General features: G+C 65.8%; 15 protein-coding genes and 1 tRNA gene. 6 read left to right on the plus strand and 10 right to left on the minus strand.

The features are described from left to right. Positions 1–25 precede the first annotated feature (25 nt). Positions 26–820: an oxidoreductase gene (locus tag QP140_RS07595; RefSeq protein ID WP_187440748.1), complete on the minus strand. Its 795-nt coding sequence runs from the start codon at positions 818–820 to the stop codon at positions 26–28. A gap of 111 nt (positions 821–931) precedes the next feature. On the opposite strand from QP140_RS07595, the gene QP140_RS07600 reads away from it, so the two are divergent. Both QP140_RS07600 and QP140_RS07605 read left to right on the plus strand, forming a co-directional pair. Further along, the gene (locus QP140_RS07600) at positions 932–1,450 is read left to right on the plus strand and encodes a phage holin family protein (RefSeq protein ID WP_284758960.1); all 519 of its coding nucleotides are present in this window, start codon (positions 932–934) and stop codon (positions 1,448–1,450) included. Positions 1,451–1,538: 88 nt separating this feature from the next. Beyond that, a complete protein-coding gene (locus tag QP140_RS07605) occupies positions 1,539–2,408 on the plus strand; it encodes an alpha/beta fold hydrolase (protein ID WP_284758976.1) in 870 nt (289 codons plus the stop codon). A 42-nt stretch (positions 2,409–2,450) separates the two neighbouring features. Here QP140_RS07605 and QP140_RS07610 read toward each other — a convergent pair whose 3' ends face one another. The 4 genes from QP140_RS07610 to nth are packed head-to-tail and all read right to left on the minus strand — an operon-like array spanning position 2,451 to position 6,148. Next, positions 2,451–3,644, minus strand: coding sequence for a MarP family serine protease (locus QP140_RS07610; RefSeq protein WP_284758961.1), 1,194 nt, complete (start codon positions 3,642–3,644; stop codon positions 2,451–2,453). Between the two features lie 12 nt (positions 3,645–3,656). Continuing rightward, complete coding sequence (locus tag QP140_RS07615) at positions 3,657–4,469, minus strand: NUDIX hydrolase (RefSeq protein ID WP_284758962.1); 813 nt, start codon at positions 4,467–4,469, stop codon at positions 3,657–3,659. 4 nt (positions 4,470–4,473) lie between these two features. Beyond that, a complete protein-coding gene (locus QP140_RS07620; protein ID WP_284758964.1) occupies positions 4,474–5,346 on the minus strand; it encodes a TlpA family protein disulfide reductase in 873 nt (290 codons plus the stop codon). Between the two features lie 4 nt (positions 5,347–5,350). After that, positions 5,351–6,148, minus strand: coding sequence for an endonuclease III (nth, locus tag QP140_RS07625; protein WP_284758966.1), 798 nt, complete (start codon positions 6,146–6,148; stop codon positions 5,351–5,353). Between the two features lie 58 nt (positions 6,149–6,206). On the opposite strand from nth, the gene glxR reads away from it, so the two are divergent. Continuing rightward, positions 6,207–6,890 (plus strand): CRP-like cAMP-activated global transcriptional regulator GlxR, encoded by a 684-nt coding sequence (glxR, locus tag QP140_RS07630; protein ID WP_148811335.1) that lies wholly within the window; start codon positions 6,207–6,209, stop codon positions 6,888–6,890. A gap of 179 nt (positions 6,891–7,069) precedes the next feature. Here the strand turns inward: glxR and QP140_RS07635 are convergent, their stop codons facing one another. From QP140_RS07635 to QP140_RS07650, 4 genes are all read right to left on the minus strand, one after another. After that, complete coding sequence (locus tag QP140_RS07635; protein ID WP_284758967.1) at positions 7,070–7,933, minus strand: MBL fold metallo-hydrolase; 864 nt, start codon at positions 7,931–7,933, stop codon at positions 7,070–7,072. A 34-nt stretch (positions 7,934–7,967) separates the two neighbouring features. Beyond that, a complete protein-coding gene (locus QP140_RS07640) occupies positions 7,968–8,459 on the minus strand; it encodes a RidA family protein (protein WP_284758969.1) in 492 nt (163 codons plus the stop codon). Between the two features lie 2 nt (positions 8,460–8,461). Continuing rightward, complete coding sequence (locus tag QP140_RS07645; RefSeq protein WP_095075344.1) at positions 8,462–8,617, minus strand: DUF4177 domain-containing protein; 156 nt, start codon at positions 8,615–8,617, stop codon at positions 8,462–8,464. Positions 8,618–8,799: 182 nt separating this feature from the next. Further along, a complete protein-coding gene (locus QP140_RS07650) occupies positions 8,800–9,183 on the minus strand; it encodes a WhiB family transcriptional regulator (protein ID WP_015382026.1) in 384 nt (127 codons plus the stop codon). A 524-nt stretch (positions 9,184–9,707) separates the two neighbouring features. On the opposite strand from QP140_RS07650, the gene QP140_RS07655 reads away from it, so the two are divergent. The 3 genes from QP140_RS07655 to QP140_RS07665 all read left to right on the plus strand — a co-directional run bounded on the left by QP140_RS07655 (position 9,708) and on the right by QP140_RS07665 (position 13,309). Beyond that, positions 9,708–11,888: a transglycosylase domain-containing protein gene (locus tag QP140_RS07655; protein ID WP_284758972.1), complete on the plus strand. Its 2,181-nt coding sequence runs from the start codon at positions 9,708–9,710 to the stop codon at positions 11,886–11,888. A 270-nt stretch (positions 11,889–12,158) separates the two neighbouring features. Then, the gene (locus QP140_RS07660; RefSeq protein WP_070760568.1) at positions 12,159–13,097 is read left to right on the plus strand and encodes a metallophosphoesterase; all 939 of its coding nucleotides are present in this window, start codon (positions 12,159–12,161) and stop codon (positions 13,095–13,097) included. A gap of 135 nt (positions 13,098–13,232) precedes the next feature. Next, positions 13,233–13,309 (plus strand) — tRNA-Pro (locus QP140_RS07665). Positions 13,310–13,391: 82 nt separating this feature from the next. Here QP140_RS07665 and QP140_RS10435 read toward each other — a convergent pair. Then, a complete protein-coding gene (locus QP140_RS10435) occupies positions 13,392–13,679 on the minus strand; it encodes a tyrosine-type recombinase/integrase (protein WP_442875025.1) in 288 nt (95 codons plus the stop codon). Positions 13,680–13,705 lie beyond the last annotated feature (26 nt).

Raw genomic sequence — 13,705 nt, forward strand, 5'->3', positions numbered from 1 at the left:
ACCGGGGCGGCTACCGCTAACGCTTCTACTGCTTCGCGTCGGCGATGGACTTCGCCTCCAGCGAGCCCTCGGCCAGCCCCTCGGCGTGGAAGATGATCCATTCGGCCATCGCCTCCGAACCACCCTTCGCGAACGCCGCAGCCTTCGCGCGGTACTCATCGCGGTGGCGGTTCCACCACACCTCCGGCACGCCCAGCCCCCGCGGGTCCAGGCCGCCGGTGATGGTCGCCAGCCGGGAGCAGGCGCGGGCGGTGACCCCGTTGGCGTCGGCGAAGGGCTCCAGGGTGAGCAGCTCGCCGTGGATGATGGCGGAGAGCACCACAGAATTAACCTTCGTACCCCCGGCGATGAGGGAACCGAGCAGCTGCAGGCGGCCATCAGTGGCGCGCTTCGGACGACCCGGCACGAGGAACTCCGCATTGTGGGCAGCCTTCGCGCGGAAGTTCTCATCCGACATCTGTGGGGAAGCCACCGCGTTGATCTTCGCGATCACCTGCAGCGGGGCGCGCTGCCAGGTGGTGCGGGTCTCCGCGATGCCGTCCGGGGCGAGCAGCTCCGCGGCGCGCAGGGAACCAGCCAAGATCGGGTCCTCCACCTGGCCGTCCTCGGGCAGCCGCGGGGTGCCGCCGTCCAGCTGGGCGGAAGCACGCGCCCCGCGCAGCACGGACTCGGAGCCGGTGACGTCCCAGCCGCGCAGGTTGGCGGGGTGACGGTGCGCGCGGGCGATGAAGTCGGAGGCCCGCTCGACGGCCTCGGGCACCCCGGGCAGCTCGGCGAGTGGGGCGAGGGGATCGGTAGTGAAACGACCTTCAGCAGACATGGCAACCACAATAATTCACCCCACCGCCCCACGCTGACCAATGGTCTGGCAAAATGGTGTGCAGTAATTTCTGCGCAGAATATTGACCGTTAATTGTCAGGAGTATCGATCATGAGCAATAAGAGCGAAGGCCTATTCACCGATAGCGATAGCTTTAACCCTCATGTCAACGCTATCCCGCTGTCCGACGTGGACACCCGCCCGAAGGGGCAGGGGAGCATCGGCGACCTGGTGAAGGACGCCACCGCACAAGCCTCCTCCCTCATCCGCTCCGAGGTGGAGCTCGCAAAGACCGAGATCGCACAGTCCGGCAAGAAGGTCGGCCTGGGCGTGGGCCTGGTCGCCGCGGCCGGCGTGATCATCGCCTACTCCTCCTTCTTCCTCTTCCTCGCCCTGGCGTGGCTGCTGGATCACTTCATGCCGCGCTCCCTGGCCTTCCTCGTGGTCTTCCTGATCATGGCTGTGCTCACCGCGATCCTGGCGCTGGTCGGCGTGAAGCAGCTCAAGGGCGCGAAGAAGCCGGAGAAGACCATCGACTCCCTGGGCGAGCTCAAGCAGCTGACCCCGGATAAGGAGCGCTACACCGAGGGCAACTCCGTGGCCACCAAGGAGCCAGGCCTGTTCACCTAGGCCCCCGCACGCGTAACCTCCCGTGAGCACCCCCTCCCCGCACACCCCGCAGCACACGTTCGTGCATTCGCGGGGTGTGCGTTTGCATGTGCTGCTCCAGGGGCCGGTCAAGCCCGAGGGCTCAACCGAGCGGAACCCGCTGGTGCTGTTCATCCACGGCTTCGGCGGCGGTTACTTCGACTTCGAGCCACTCTTCGCCCAGCTGGAGGGCGCCCCGCTGCGCCTGGCAGCCGTGGATCTTCGGGGTTACGGCCGCTCGGATAAGACGCCCCGCGGCTATGACCTGACGACCGCCGCCTCCGACATGGCCGGCGTGATCCGCCGCCTGGGCTACAGCAGCGCGCACGTCGTGGGCCACGGCTACGGCGGGCTCGTCGCCTGGACGATGGCCGCCCACGAGCCAGAGCGCATCGACCGGCTGGTTACGCTCTCTTCTGCCCACCCCACCGAGCAAGCGAAGTTCCTATTCTCTCGCCCGCTACAGCGCTGGCGGCACACGCGGGGCACCCTGTTTGCGCAGCTCCCCCGCCTCCCGGAACGCGCCTTGATCAAGGACGGCGCCGCCACGGCCGAGAAGATCTTCCGCACCGGCGTGGCACCGGGCTTCCGCGACACCCCCATCTACCGCGAGTTCGCCATCAAGCGCCGCGAAGCGATGCAGGTGGATAAGGTCGCGCACCTGGCCAGCGAATACCGCCGCTGGGCGTTCCGCTCCCGGTTCCGCCCCGAGGGTCGGATCTTCGACCGCACGATCCCGCGCCGCATCGAGGCCCAGGTGTTAGCGATCGACGGGTCGATGGACCCGAACTACTCCCCCGAACTCGCGGCCCGCTCACTGGAGCGCGGCGCGGCGGGCTCCCGGGCTGAGCTGATCTACGGCGTCGGCCACTACCCGCACATCGAGGACCCCGTCACAGTCGCAGAACTGCTCCGCGCCGAGCTGCTCACCACCGACTAACCGCGCGCCTCAGCGGCTCAACAACACTTAAGCAACTGCGCCCTAGTCAGCCACGCAGCTGCGCGTATCCACCGGCGAGCTCCACCGGGCGGTATCACCCACGCGCTCCAGCACTTCCTTCTTCGTCAGCGCATAGCCGGTGTCCGCCTCATTCGAGTCCGCACCGAAGATCAGCCCCAGCACCTCCCCATTCGGGGCGACCAGCGGACCACCGGAGTTGCCCTGCACGATCTTGCCGCGCAGCGAATACGCCTCGCGCTCGACCCGCTGGTCAGCGTAGATATTCGGTCCCGCGATCCGCATCTGCTCACGCACCCGCACCGGGGCCGCCTTGAACGGCCCACCCAGCGGGTAGCCCAGGGCGATGGCGTCGTCCCCGGAGACGGCGGGACTCTCCGCCCAGCGCAACGGCTGCAGCGGCAGCTCCCCGGTGGCCCGCAGCAGCGCGATATCGTGCTCCGGGTCGTAGAAGACCACGTCCGTGTCCACCGGCCCGTTGACCGTGGACAGGGTGACCTTATTCGTCCCCGCGACGACGTGCGCATTCGTCATCACCACGCCCGGTTCGATGACGAATCCGGTGCCCTGCTGCATCCGGCTGCACTGATCCGCAACACCCTCGACCTTGACGACGGACGGCCCGATGGCGGCGACGTCCGGAAGGTCCTGCAGTGCGGGGTCCGGCGGCTGGACCTCGCGCTTCGTGACGGAGGCGAAGGGGTCGGTGACCGCGGGGATATCGCTGCGGTTGATCAGGGCGTTGATGCGTGCGGGCAGGGTGCGCATCCAGTTGGGAGCAACCTCGCCGATGGTGGCAATGATGCGGGAGTCCTGCGCCTCGCGGGAAATGCGGGAGTCCTGGCTGCTGACCACCGGCACCGCGATCATCCACATCACCACCATGGCTGTGACGACAGCGACCAGGGAACCCACGGCGGAATCCGCCTGGTAGAGCCGGCGTGTGCGGATGTTATCGCGGAATCGCTGCCCGATACCCGACCCCAGGAGGTAGCCGATCACCACACAGCCCGCGAGGGTGAGCAGCGCGATGACCAGGCGGGAGCCTTCCGTGCCCTCGTCCTGCACGAGGCGGACGACCGGCCCTACGGCCTGCAGCCCCAGGTAGCCGCCAATCAGCACACCGGCCAGGCTCAGCAGCGCGGCCACCCCACCTTGCCGCAGCCCAGAGAAGAAGGCAGCGAGGGCGCAGAGCACGAGCGCGATATCAACGATCATGGGTGTGGGTTTCTACTCTCCTGTGTCCTTCTTACGCTCGGCAGCGAAGTGGGCACGCAGGTCGCGGGCTTCGCCGTTACGGGATTGTTCCAGGGTACGGAAAAGATCGAATTGGGTCTCCTCGTCCCAGTCCTCGTGCCAGCCCGCGAGGCGCAGCAGGGCGTCGAGCACCCCGGCGGTGAAGCCCCACAGCACCATGCCGGAGACGTCGAAGGCGGGGCCGGACCAGCCGGCAAAGCCCAGCTTGAAGCGGTAATCCGGGTGGACGAGCTCGCGGATGGCCACGGGCTGAACCCAGTCGTTTTCCACCGTGGCGGGGTGGACGGGCGAGAACTCGCGCCAGTAGGCGATCACCGGCACGACCGCGAAGTTCGTGCGGTCGATGTACACCGGGTCCATCACGGCCACGGGCTCCACGCCCTCGGGGTTGAGGCCGGTCTCCTCGACGGCCTCCCGGACGGCGGTGTCGATCGGGGTGGCGTCCTGGGATTCCCACCCGCCGCCGGGGAAGGCCATCTGGCCGGAGTGGTTGCGCATATCCACCCCGCGGTGGGTCAGGACGACGGTGGCGTCCTCCGGGAAGGGGTGGATCGCGGTGGGTCGGTAGTCGGGGTCCCCGCCGAGCAGGATCAGCACGGCGGAGTAGCGCGGCGGCACGCCATCCTCGTTGGCCTCCGGGACGTGGCGCGCGGGGTCGTTGAGTGCTGCGTGCACGCTGCCGCTGCGCGCGGCGGTGGCCAGCCTGGTGAGCCATTCGGGCAGGTCAGCGGCAAGTGGCGGTTGGGTGGTGATGGCGGCGCGCCAGTCTTCGAAGGGATAGGGCATGGTGTTAATTCTGCCCGCTCAGGGCGGCGTGCACAGCGGCTTCGAGTTCCTCGTAGTCGCGGAACACTTGGGGGTACATCTGCGCGCGGGTGCCGTCGGCCCGGTAAACCACCGTGATGGGGACGACCTTCGGAAGGCTGGTTGCGGTATCGAAGCGGTGGCTGCGGTCGGAGTAGACGGGCATGGTCGTGACGTTCAGCTCGTCCAGGAAGTCCGCCCCGGCCTGGGACTTCTTGTCCAGGTGGATGCCGGCGACATTCCACTCCGGGTGCTGCTTGGCGAGCTTGTCGAAGTGGGGGAGCTCGCGGCGGCAGGGCTCGCACCACCAGGCCCAGACGTTAATGATCGTGGGCTTGCCGGCCAGGGCCGCGCCGAGGTCGGCGGTCCCGTTTTTGCCGCTGGTGAGGCAGGGCAGCTCGATGCCGGCGAGCTCCGAGTCCGGGGCGGGCTGGGTAGCGCCTTCCGGGGCGGGGCAGCTGCGGGGGTTTGTGATGCTGACGGGCTGCTCGGGGCCTGGGTCCGCGTCGCCGTCCGCGCCGCGGTCTGACTCGCCTGGAGTGCCGGGCGCCGAGCCGGCGCCACCCACCATGCCCGGTTCGGCTTGCTGCTGTTGCTGGGATTGAGCGCCGGGCTGATCATCACCGCCGCTCATCACGCCCGCGACCAGCGGGATGGCCGCGACAAGCAGGCCGATAACGATGGCGAGAACAAGCAGGAGGACACGCGGGCGCGACGCGCCTGCCTCCTCCCCGGAACCGCGGGCGACGTCGACGTCCTCGCGAGTCGCGGTGACCTCCTCGGGGCCGCCGTGGCCTGACGCAGCGGCGTCGCCTGGCGCAGCGGCGTTGGGATGGGAGCCGGGAGGGGTGGTGGCCATGGCGTTAATCCTCTCCGAATCCGGCCAGGGCGAGCAGGTGTTCGCGGTCTGGCGAGGTGATGCCGGCCATCGCTTCCTCCGGGTCGGGCGTGCCCGCCAACCCGAAACTGGGGCACTGCCAGGCCAAGAAGCAGGCGCCACAGGCCGGCTTGCGGGAGTGGCAGACGCGGCGGCCGTGGAAGATCACCCGGTGGCTGAACATGGTCCACTCCTTGGGCTCGATGAGCTCCATGAGTTCCCGCTCCACCTTGACCGGGTCCTCCTGCTCGGTGAGCTTCCAGCGGCGCACGAGGCGGCCCAGGTGGGTGTCCACGGTGATGCCTGGCACGCCGAAAGCATTGCCGAGCACAACGTTCGCAGTCTTCCGCCCCACCCCCGGCAGGGCGACGAGCTCCTCGAGGGTGCGGGGAACCTCACCGCCGTGCTTCTCAGCAATGGCGGTGCCGAGACCGATGAGGGAACGGGTCTTGGCCTGGTAAAAACCGGTCGGTCGGATGACCTCAGCGAGCTCCTCGGGATCCGCGGCGGCGTAGTCAGCCGCGGCGGGATATAACGAAAATAGGATCGGCGTCACACTGTTGACCCGCACATCGGTACACTGTGCAGATAGGACTGTTGCTACGAGAAGCTCCAGTGGCGTCGAAAAGTCGAGTTCCGCATGAGCATCGGGATAGCCGACCGCAAGGGTGCGGTTGAGTTTCCTCGCTCGGCGCTTGAGCGCAAGCGGGGTTTCCACCTGCGAAGGATCTGCGGCGCGATGGCTGCCAGGTTTTGGCAAGCGAGGCGCTGAGGTTTTCGGCATGGCTACTACTGTAGTGTGAGTCCGGTTAAACGTCGTCAAGTGGGAGTGTAAGGAACAGATGGCAGAGAACACCGAGATTCTGTCCCGCGCTGGAATCTTTCAAGGGGTAGACCCCGAAGCCGTGCAGGCTCTGGTTGAGCAGCTGGAGACCGTCGACTTCCCGCGCGGAACCACGATCTTCGAGGAGGGCGAGCAGGGCGACACCCTGTACATCATCACCTCCGGCAAGGTGAAGCTGGCGCGTCACTCCGCCGACGGACGTGAGAACCTGCTGACCGTCATGGGTCCTTCGGACATGTTCGGTGAACTCTCGATCTTCGACCCGGGCCCGCGCACTTCCTCGGCAGTGTGCGTCACGAAGGTCTCCGCTGGCGTGATGACCTCCCAGATGCTGCACGACTGGATTGCCGAGCACCCAGGCATCACGGAGCAGCTGCTTCGCGTGCTGGCGCGCCGCCTGCGCCGGACGAATAACAGCCTGGCCGACATGATCTTCACGGATGTTCCGGGGCGCGTGGCCAAGTCGCTGCTGCAGCTGGCCAACCGCTTCGGCATCCAAGAAAACGGCATGCTGCGCGTGCACCACGACCTGACCCAGGAGGAGATCGCCCAGTTGGTGGGCGCCTCCCGCGAGACGGTGAACAAGGCGCTGGCGGAGTTCGCCCAGCGTGGCTGGATCCGCTTGGAGGGCAAGTCGGTTCTCATCGCGGACGCCGAGCGCCTCGCACGCCGCGCACGCTAACCCCCTCCCCCGGCGCCGGGTCGCGCCGACACCAGCGCTGGGACCAACAGCACCAGGGCTGGGGCCGACGGATCCAGGGCCGCACCCGCACCGGCCGGTGCATAAAAAAAGACCAGCCCATGGCTGGTCACCCCGCATGAATGCCTAGCGAGTTTTCCACTCGCTAGGCATTGCCGTTTTTACTGCTGCTTCTTCAGGTAGTCGATCGTCACGCGGGTGGACTGTGCAGCGGCATCGCGCAGCACCGGGTCCACGTCCGTGTAGATCTCGTCGACAACATCCATGACGTCAGCATCCTCGCCGAGCTTGGCCAGGGCCTCCCGGACCTGTTCGAGGCGGCGCTCACGGCGCTCGATGTAGCGCTCGGCGAGCTCGCTGGTGTCCTCGCGGTCCGGACCGTGGCCCGGCAGCAGCGGTACGCCAGCGCCGCGGCGCTTCAGTTCCTTGAGGGACTCGATGTAGAGGCCGAGGTCGCCGTCGGTCTCGGAGATCATGGTGGTGTGGCGGCCAGCGATGGTATCGCCGGTGAGGATGGCCTCCACGTCCGAGTCGTCGGAGCCACCCTTGGAGTGGATGAGGAAGCACACGGAGTCGGAGGTGTGCCCCGGGGTGTGCATGACCTCGATCGTCGGGGTGAGCCCCTCGATGCGGATGATCTCGCCATCCTTTAGCGGCTCAGCAGCGATGCAGTTGTGCTCGTCGAAAGCGCGCACCGGGGCGCCGGAGAGCTGACGGAAGCGCTGGGCACCGTTGGAGTGGTCGTTATGACGGTGCGTGAGGAGCACGAGGCCGATGGTGGCCTGCGGGCCGTCCTCGTCGCTGGTGCCGGCGCCGATGCTCTCCCCCACGGCCTTGCTGTGCAGGACGTTGAGGTGTCCCTCGTCCTGCGGGCCCGGATCGATGACGACCGAGACCGGGTCGCCCGGACCGCGAACTACCCAAGAGTTCGTGCCTTCGAGCGCTGCATAGCTGGGGTTTGGCGCCAACACCACACCGACATTCTCGGTGACCGGGCGAAGCTGACTGTACGCGGGATGTTGCATAACTCTAATTCTACGAAAACTCGCGGCTAAAGGCCTATTGACGTACCTGAACGATGATGTCGACCTCCACTGGGGAGCCCAGTGGCAGCTCTGCGACACCGACGGCGGCGCGGGCGTGCTGGCCAGCGTCGCCGAAAATCTCACCGAGGATGTCGCTCGCTCCGTTAACGACGCCAGGCTGGCCGCCGAAGCCGGTGGCGGAGGCGACGTAGCCCGTGACCTTCACGATGCGTTCGATGTTCTCCAGGCCGACCTCTGCGGCAGCGGCCGCCACGGCGTTGAGCACGGCGATACGAGCCAGCTCGTAGGCCTCTTCCGGGCTGACCTGGGCTCCCTTGTGGGTGCCGATCTCACCGACGAGGCCGAGCTTCGGCAACTCACCGTTGACGAAAGGCAGCTGGCCGGAGGTGTAGACGACGTCGCCGCAACGAACGGCGGGAACATAAGACGCGACGGCGGCCGCGACGGGCGGCAGCTCGATGCCGAGCTCGTCGAGCCGGGCTGGAACCTGAGACTTCTCGGCCATTTTTAGTCCAGCTCCCGCTTCATGTAGGCGACGTGCTGCTCGCCGGTCGGACCTGGCAGGACGGAGACGAGCTCCCAACCATCCTGGCCCCAGTTATCGAGGATCTGCTTGGTCGCGTGGGTGAGCAGTGGCACGGTGACATATTCCCATTTCTTCATGCCCTCGAGCATAGCGATCGCGCGCGAGTTATGGAGTAGATGAGCTGGGGGGTTACAGACAGAAAAATCCCCGGCCGGGGAGGTTTGAAAACCTCTCCCGCCGGGGGAGCTGCAGGCACATCGGTTAGCGTCCAGCTACTGCGAAATTATGGACGGGCCGGGTGTGGCCCTATGAGAGGGGCTTAGGCCTGCCCCTCGGCCTCACGCTGCGCGGCAGCAGCCTCGAGCTGGCCGGCGAAGAAGTCGGCCCAGTCGGTGACATCCGGGCGGCGACGCAGCAGGGCGCGACGCTGACGCTCCGTCATGCCACCCCAGACACCGAACTCCACCTTGTTATCGAGGGCATCGGCGCGGCACTGCAGAACGACGGGGCAGTGACGGCAGATAGCAACAGCCTTGCGCTGCGCGGCACCCTTCACAAAGAGCTCTTCTGGGTCCACGCTGCGGCAGTGAGCGTGGGTAATCCATTCACCGCGGTTCTTGAAAGACTCGCGGGACGTCAGCTGCTTCACGGTCTGACGCACGGGCTTTGCTGCTGGTCGGGATTGGGAGCGGGATTCAGCCATTCTTCGCCTCCAAGCTGGATCTAACGTTCTTCGTTGCGATGTTCTTTGGGGAACTGATGTGCTTGCTCTTTCCTCAGCGATCAACAGGATGTGTTGCATAGCCTGCTGAAGCATTGCCCAGAATGTTACGGGGGTCACATTTTGGATGTCTAATGCGTCACAACGCCGGGGGTACTTAATGGAGGAAAAATTTTTCATAGGTCACGCACCGCTAGCGCAACTCGCGCAAACATCCTCGATAGAACCCCAGAGCACACCATTCACACGGGGTGAAAATAAGCCACCGACGGTTTATGCACGTCAGAACAGAGTTTTCTTTAAATACCTTTAAAATGTGATGCGCCCCACATTTTCTGCCGGGCTTGCCCGCACGTGATAAATGCCCCCGAAAAACCTGGCAAATATCGACGAATATTTGTTTGCTCAAAACTAGCCCTAGCGGGGGTAGCAAGCTCCTCCCCCGCCACGCGTCACCCAGCCGCACCTTGCCATCCCGCAGCTCAGCCGCGGTCGCTTTAGACACAATGAGGGTGTCCGGTGCGTCGACTAATGTGTGTCGCGTGGAGAAGAACAACGAGCAAAACACGGCAGCCCCCGACCGCGCCCGGCCCGGGCCGGCCCTTCAGCTGATCGGTGCGACGCTCGGTATCGCCATGCTCCTTGCCCTGGGAATGCTCCCCTTCGCCGGCCTCGGCGGTGCAGTGGTGAACTCCTCCGCGAACACGATGAACGCCAACTTCGCGGATATCGAAACCAAAAAGTCCCTCCCACAAGCCAGCACGATTCAGGACCGCGAGGGCAACACCATCGCCTGGATCTACGACCAACGGCGCTTTGACGTCCCGGCGGACAAGATCTCCTCCGCGATGAAGGAGTCCATCGTCGCCATCGAGGATCGGCGCTTCTACGAACACAACGGGGTGGACCTGCGCGGCTCGGCCCGCGCGCTGGCCGCCAACCTCTCCAGCGGCGGGGTCGCAGAAGGTGCTTCCACCCTCAACCAGCAGTACATCAAGAACTACCTGTGGCTGATCAGGGCCAAGAACGACGACGAGCGCGCCGCCGCCACCGAAACCAGCCTGGCCCGCAAGCTGCGGGAGATGAAGCTCGCGGGCGACCTCGACGAACGCTTCTCCAAGGACGAGATCCTCACCCGCTACCTCAACCTCATCTCCTTCGGCCGCGGCGCCTACGGGGTCGAGGCCGCCGCCCGCACCTACTTCGACCACTCAGCCGAGAAGCTGACGGACGCCGAGGCCGCACTCCTCGCCGGGGTCGTCCAGTCCACCTCCGCGCTGGACCCGTGGGATAACCCGGACGCCGCGAAGACCCGCCGCAACCAGGTTCTCCAGGCGCGCGCTGATAACGGTTCTCTCACCCAGGAGCAGGCCGATAACGCGGCCGCCGAGCCGCTGGGGATCGCGGAGAAACCCGCCGGTGAACCCAATGGCTGCGTCGCGGCCGGGGATGATGGCTTCTTCTGCGACTACGCCCTCAACTGGCTCGAGGAGAAGGGCTTCGACCACGAGAAGATTGCCCGCGGCGGGTACACCATCACCACCACGCTGGACCCGGCCGCGCAGCAGCACGCCGTGCAGTCTGCACGGAGCAATGTGGCCCCCGGCCAGCCCGGGGTGTCCGAGGCCCTGAGCTTCATTGCGCCAACCGAGGATGCCCACGAGGTCATCGCGATGGCGTCCTCCCGGAAATATGGGCTGGACCAGGAGAAGCACGAGACTGTCCTGCCGTTGCCGCATTCCCTCCAGGGGCACGGCGCGGGCTCGGTCTTCAAGATCTTCGCCGCTGCCGCCGCCATCGAGAAGGGCATGGGGCTGGAGACCAAGCTGAACGTCCCTCCCCGGGTGGAGGTCGACGGACTCGGCAACGGCGGTGCCGCTGGCTGCCCGCCGGGCAAGTACTGCGTCGAAAATGTCGGCCCCTACAAGCCTTCGATGACGCTGAAGGAGGCGCTGGCAACCTCCCCGAACACGCCCTTCATCTCGATGCTGCAGGATGTGGGCCTGGAGCGCACGGTCGACTTGGCCGTGAAACTGGGTCTGCGCAGCTACGCGAAGGAGGGCACCTCCGGGGATAAGTCCATCGCGCAGCGTATTAAGGAGGAGCAAACCGGATCCTTCGTGCTCGGCCCCACCCCGGTGGACCCACTGGAGCTAACGAACGTCGGCGCCACGCTCGCGGACCAGGGCCGCTGGTGCGAGCCCTCCCCCATCTCCTCGGTGACGGATGCCTCGGGGAAGAAGGTAGACATCCCCCGCAAGGACTGCGAGAAGGTACTCAACCCGGCCGTCGCCAATGCGCTGGCCAATGGCATGGCGGGCGACGTATCGAATGGCACCGCCGCGGATGCCGCCCGCGCCACCGGCTGGAGCGGTCCGATCTCCGCGAAGACCGGCACCACCGAGACCAGCAACTCCGCAGCCTTCTTGGGATTCACCCAGAACGTCGCCGGCAGCAGCTATATCTTCAACGACTCCGGCACCGCCTCGAGCCTGTGCACCTCGCCGGTTCGCCAGTGTGGCTCCGGCAACCTCTACGGCGGCAACGAGCCCGCCCGAAGCTTCTTCACCGCCGCTGGCCCGATCGCGAATTCCTACGGTGGCAAGAAGCTGCCGCCCGTGCGGCAGAAGCAAAAGAAGGGCACCGGCGAGCTCGCCGACGGTGGGGCGGCAGCCGCCCGGCGCTAGCCGAGGCTAAACCAGGCTAGTCCGGGGCTGGCCCCGGGGTCTGACGCTCACCCGGGAACCGAGCGATGACGGGAGACGGTCGGCTAGAGCGGGCGGGCGGGTCACTCCCGGCAAGCGGTGGATAGACTTAAACCCGTGTTGAAGCGCAAGACCTCGAAGTTCCGTGCCCGCCTGCCCCGACTGCCGTGGGTAGCGGGGAAGCCGAACGCCCCGCTGGGGGTTGACGTCCAGAAGAAAAAGGCAGGGAACGGCAACCGCACCGCACCCCGCCTGGTCGGGGCAATCGGCGCTGGGGTGGCGGGACTCGCCGCGGCGGGGGTCGGCGTGCTGCTCGCGGCGAACCGCGAGATCCGGCAGTTCGAGCTGAAGGAAGTCACCGTCCCGCTGCTGGAACCGGGCACGCTGCCCTCTCACTGGGATTCACTGCGCATCCTGCATGTCTCTGACCTGCACATGCTCGCGGAGCAACGACTCAAGCAATCGTGGGTTGCGGGCCTCATCGAGCTCGACCCGGACCTGGTGGTGAACACGGGCGACAACCTCGGCGAGCACGAGGCAGTGCCGGGCGTGCTGCGCGCACTGGACCCGCTGTTCGAGCGCCCGGGCGTGTTCGTGTTCGGCAGCAATGACTACTTCGCGCCGAAGCCGGTGAACCCGTTCATCTACCTGCTGGGCAAGAAGCGCAAGCCATCGCGCGTGCAGTTGCCGTGGCGCGGAATGCGCGCGGCCTTCATCGAGCACGGTTGGCAGGATGCCACCCACGCCCGCCTGGAGTTCCCGCTAGAGACCGATGCGCCGGTGGGAAGCGGGGAACCAAAGATGATCCGGCTCGCGGTCACGGGCGTGGACGACCCACACCACGACCTGGCGGATTACTCGCAGGTGGCGGGCGCGCCGAATGCGGATGCGGACTTGAGCATCGGGCTATCGCACTCCCCTGAGCCGGCGGTGCTGGATCAATTCGCGGCCGATGGTTACCAACTGGTGCTTTCCGGGCATACTCACGGCGGGCAGTTGTGCCTGCCGGGAAGCCGGGCGATCGTCACGAATTGCGGCATCGACCGGTCCCGCGCGCAGGGACTGTCCCGGTGGACGGAGCGGACGTGGCTACACGTGACGAACGGCCTGGGGAACTCGAAGTACGTGCCCTTCCGGATTTTCTGCCGCCCATCCGCGACTCTGATCCACGTGGTGGAACGGGAGGACTAGCGGGTACGACCTGCGTTCTTAGCCCTTAACCCCACCCCAGTTTTTCTCTTCCGGGGATCACGCGTTATAGTAAGGAACCGTTGCGGAGATCTTCCGACCGGATCAACCGGCAGGAAAACCCTCGCAGCCTATGACCGGGATATGGCGCAGTTTGGTAGCGCACCTCGTTCGGGACGAGGGGGTCGCAGGTTCAAATCCTGTTATCCCGACCACTCACTCAGGCTGGTGACCTGCTTTTTAATTCAAAGAGCAGGTCGCCAGCTTCTTTTTTGTGCGCCTCTTGTCACCCGTTTGTCACCCGTTCATTCGTTCATACGCCGCAAGATCGATCCCCATCCCCAGATAGGTCGTATAAATTGCGGTAGTTTCAAGGTCGGCGTGTCCAAGCCATGCTTGCACCGTGTTCACCGGCACCCCGCGTTTTAACCAGTTGCAAGCGGCACTGTGCCTAAGGTCATGCAATGTTCTGCCACCAGAGACCTGAGCCCAGTTGGCGGACCTAGTAAATCTCCCCCGCCAAAGCTGCGGAACGAGGGTGTCAGGAAGTTTGTGTGTGAGGCTCTGATCGAGAAGGAGTGTCACCGATAATGACTACTGTGTCACCGAAG

Origin of the sequence: Corynebacterium sp. UMB9976, assembly GCF_030212265.1 — a bacterium.
Taxonomy (GTDB): domain Bacteria; phylum Actinomycetota; class Actinomycetes; order Mycobacteriales; family Mycobacteriaceae; genus Corynebacterium.

What these genes read in the sequence shown, in the direction of transcription:
- QP140_RS07595 (WP_187440748.1), bottom strand. Translation starts at nt 820, where the DNA reads ATGTCTGCTGAAGGTCGTTTCACTACCGATCCCCTCGCCCCACTCGCC.
- QP140_RS07600 (WP_284758960.1), top strand. Translation starts at nt 932, where the DNA reads ATGAGCAATAAGAGCGAAGGCCTATTCACCGATAGCGATAGCTTTAAC.
- QP140_RS07610 (WP_284758961.1), bottom strand. Translation starts at nt 3,644, where the DNA reads ATGATCGTTGATATCGCGCTCGTGCTCTGCGCCCTCGCTGCCTTCTTC.
- QP140_RS07615 (WP_284758962.1), bottom strand. Translation starts at nt 4,469, where the DNA reads ATGCCCTATCCCTTCGAAGACTGGCGCGCCGCCATCACCACCCAACCG.
- QP140_RS07620 (WP_284758964.1), bottom strand. Translation starts at nt 5,346, where the DNA reads ATGGCCACCACCCCTCCCGGCTCCCATCCCAACGCCGCTGCGCCAGGC.
- nth (WP_284758966.1), bottom strand. Translation starts at nt 6,148, where the DNA reads ATGCCGAAAACCTCAGCGCCTCGCTTGCCAAAACCTGGCAGCCATCGC.
- glxR (WP_148811335.1), top strand. Translation starts at nt 6,207, where the DNA reads ATGGCAGAGAACACCGAGATTCTGTCCCGCGCTGGAATCTTTCAAGGG.
- QP140_RS07635 (WP_284758967.1), bottom strand. Translation starts at nt 7,933, where the DNA reads ATGCAACATCCCGCGTACAGTCAGCTTCGCCCGGTCACCGAGAATGTC.
- QP140_RS07640 (WP_284758969.1), bottom strand. Translation starts at nt 8,459, where the DNA reads ATGGCCGAGAAGTCTCAGGTTCCAGCCCGGCTCGACGAGCTCGGCATC.
- QP140_RS07645 (WP_095075344.1), bottom strand. Translation starts at nt 8,617, where the DNA reads ATGAAGAAATGGGAATATGTCACCGTGCCACTGCTCACCCACGCGACC.
- QP140_RS07650 (WP_015382026.1), bottom strand. Translation starts at nt 9,183, where the DNA reads ATGGCTGAATCCCGCTCCCAATCCCGACCAGCAGCAAAGCCCGTGCGT.
- QP140_RS07655 (WP_284758972.1), top strand. Translation starts at nt 9,708, where the DNA reads ATGAGGGTGTCCGGTGCGTCGACTAATGTGTGTCGCGTGGAGAAGAAC.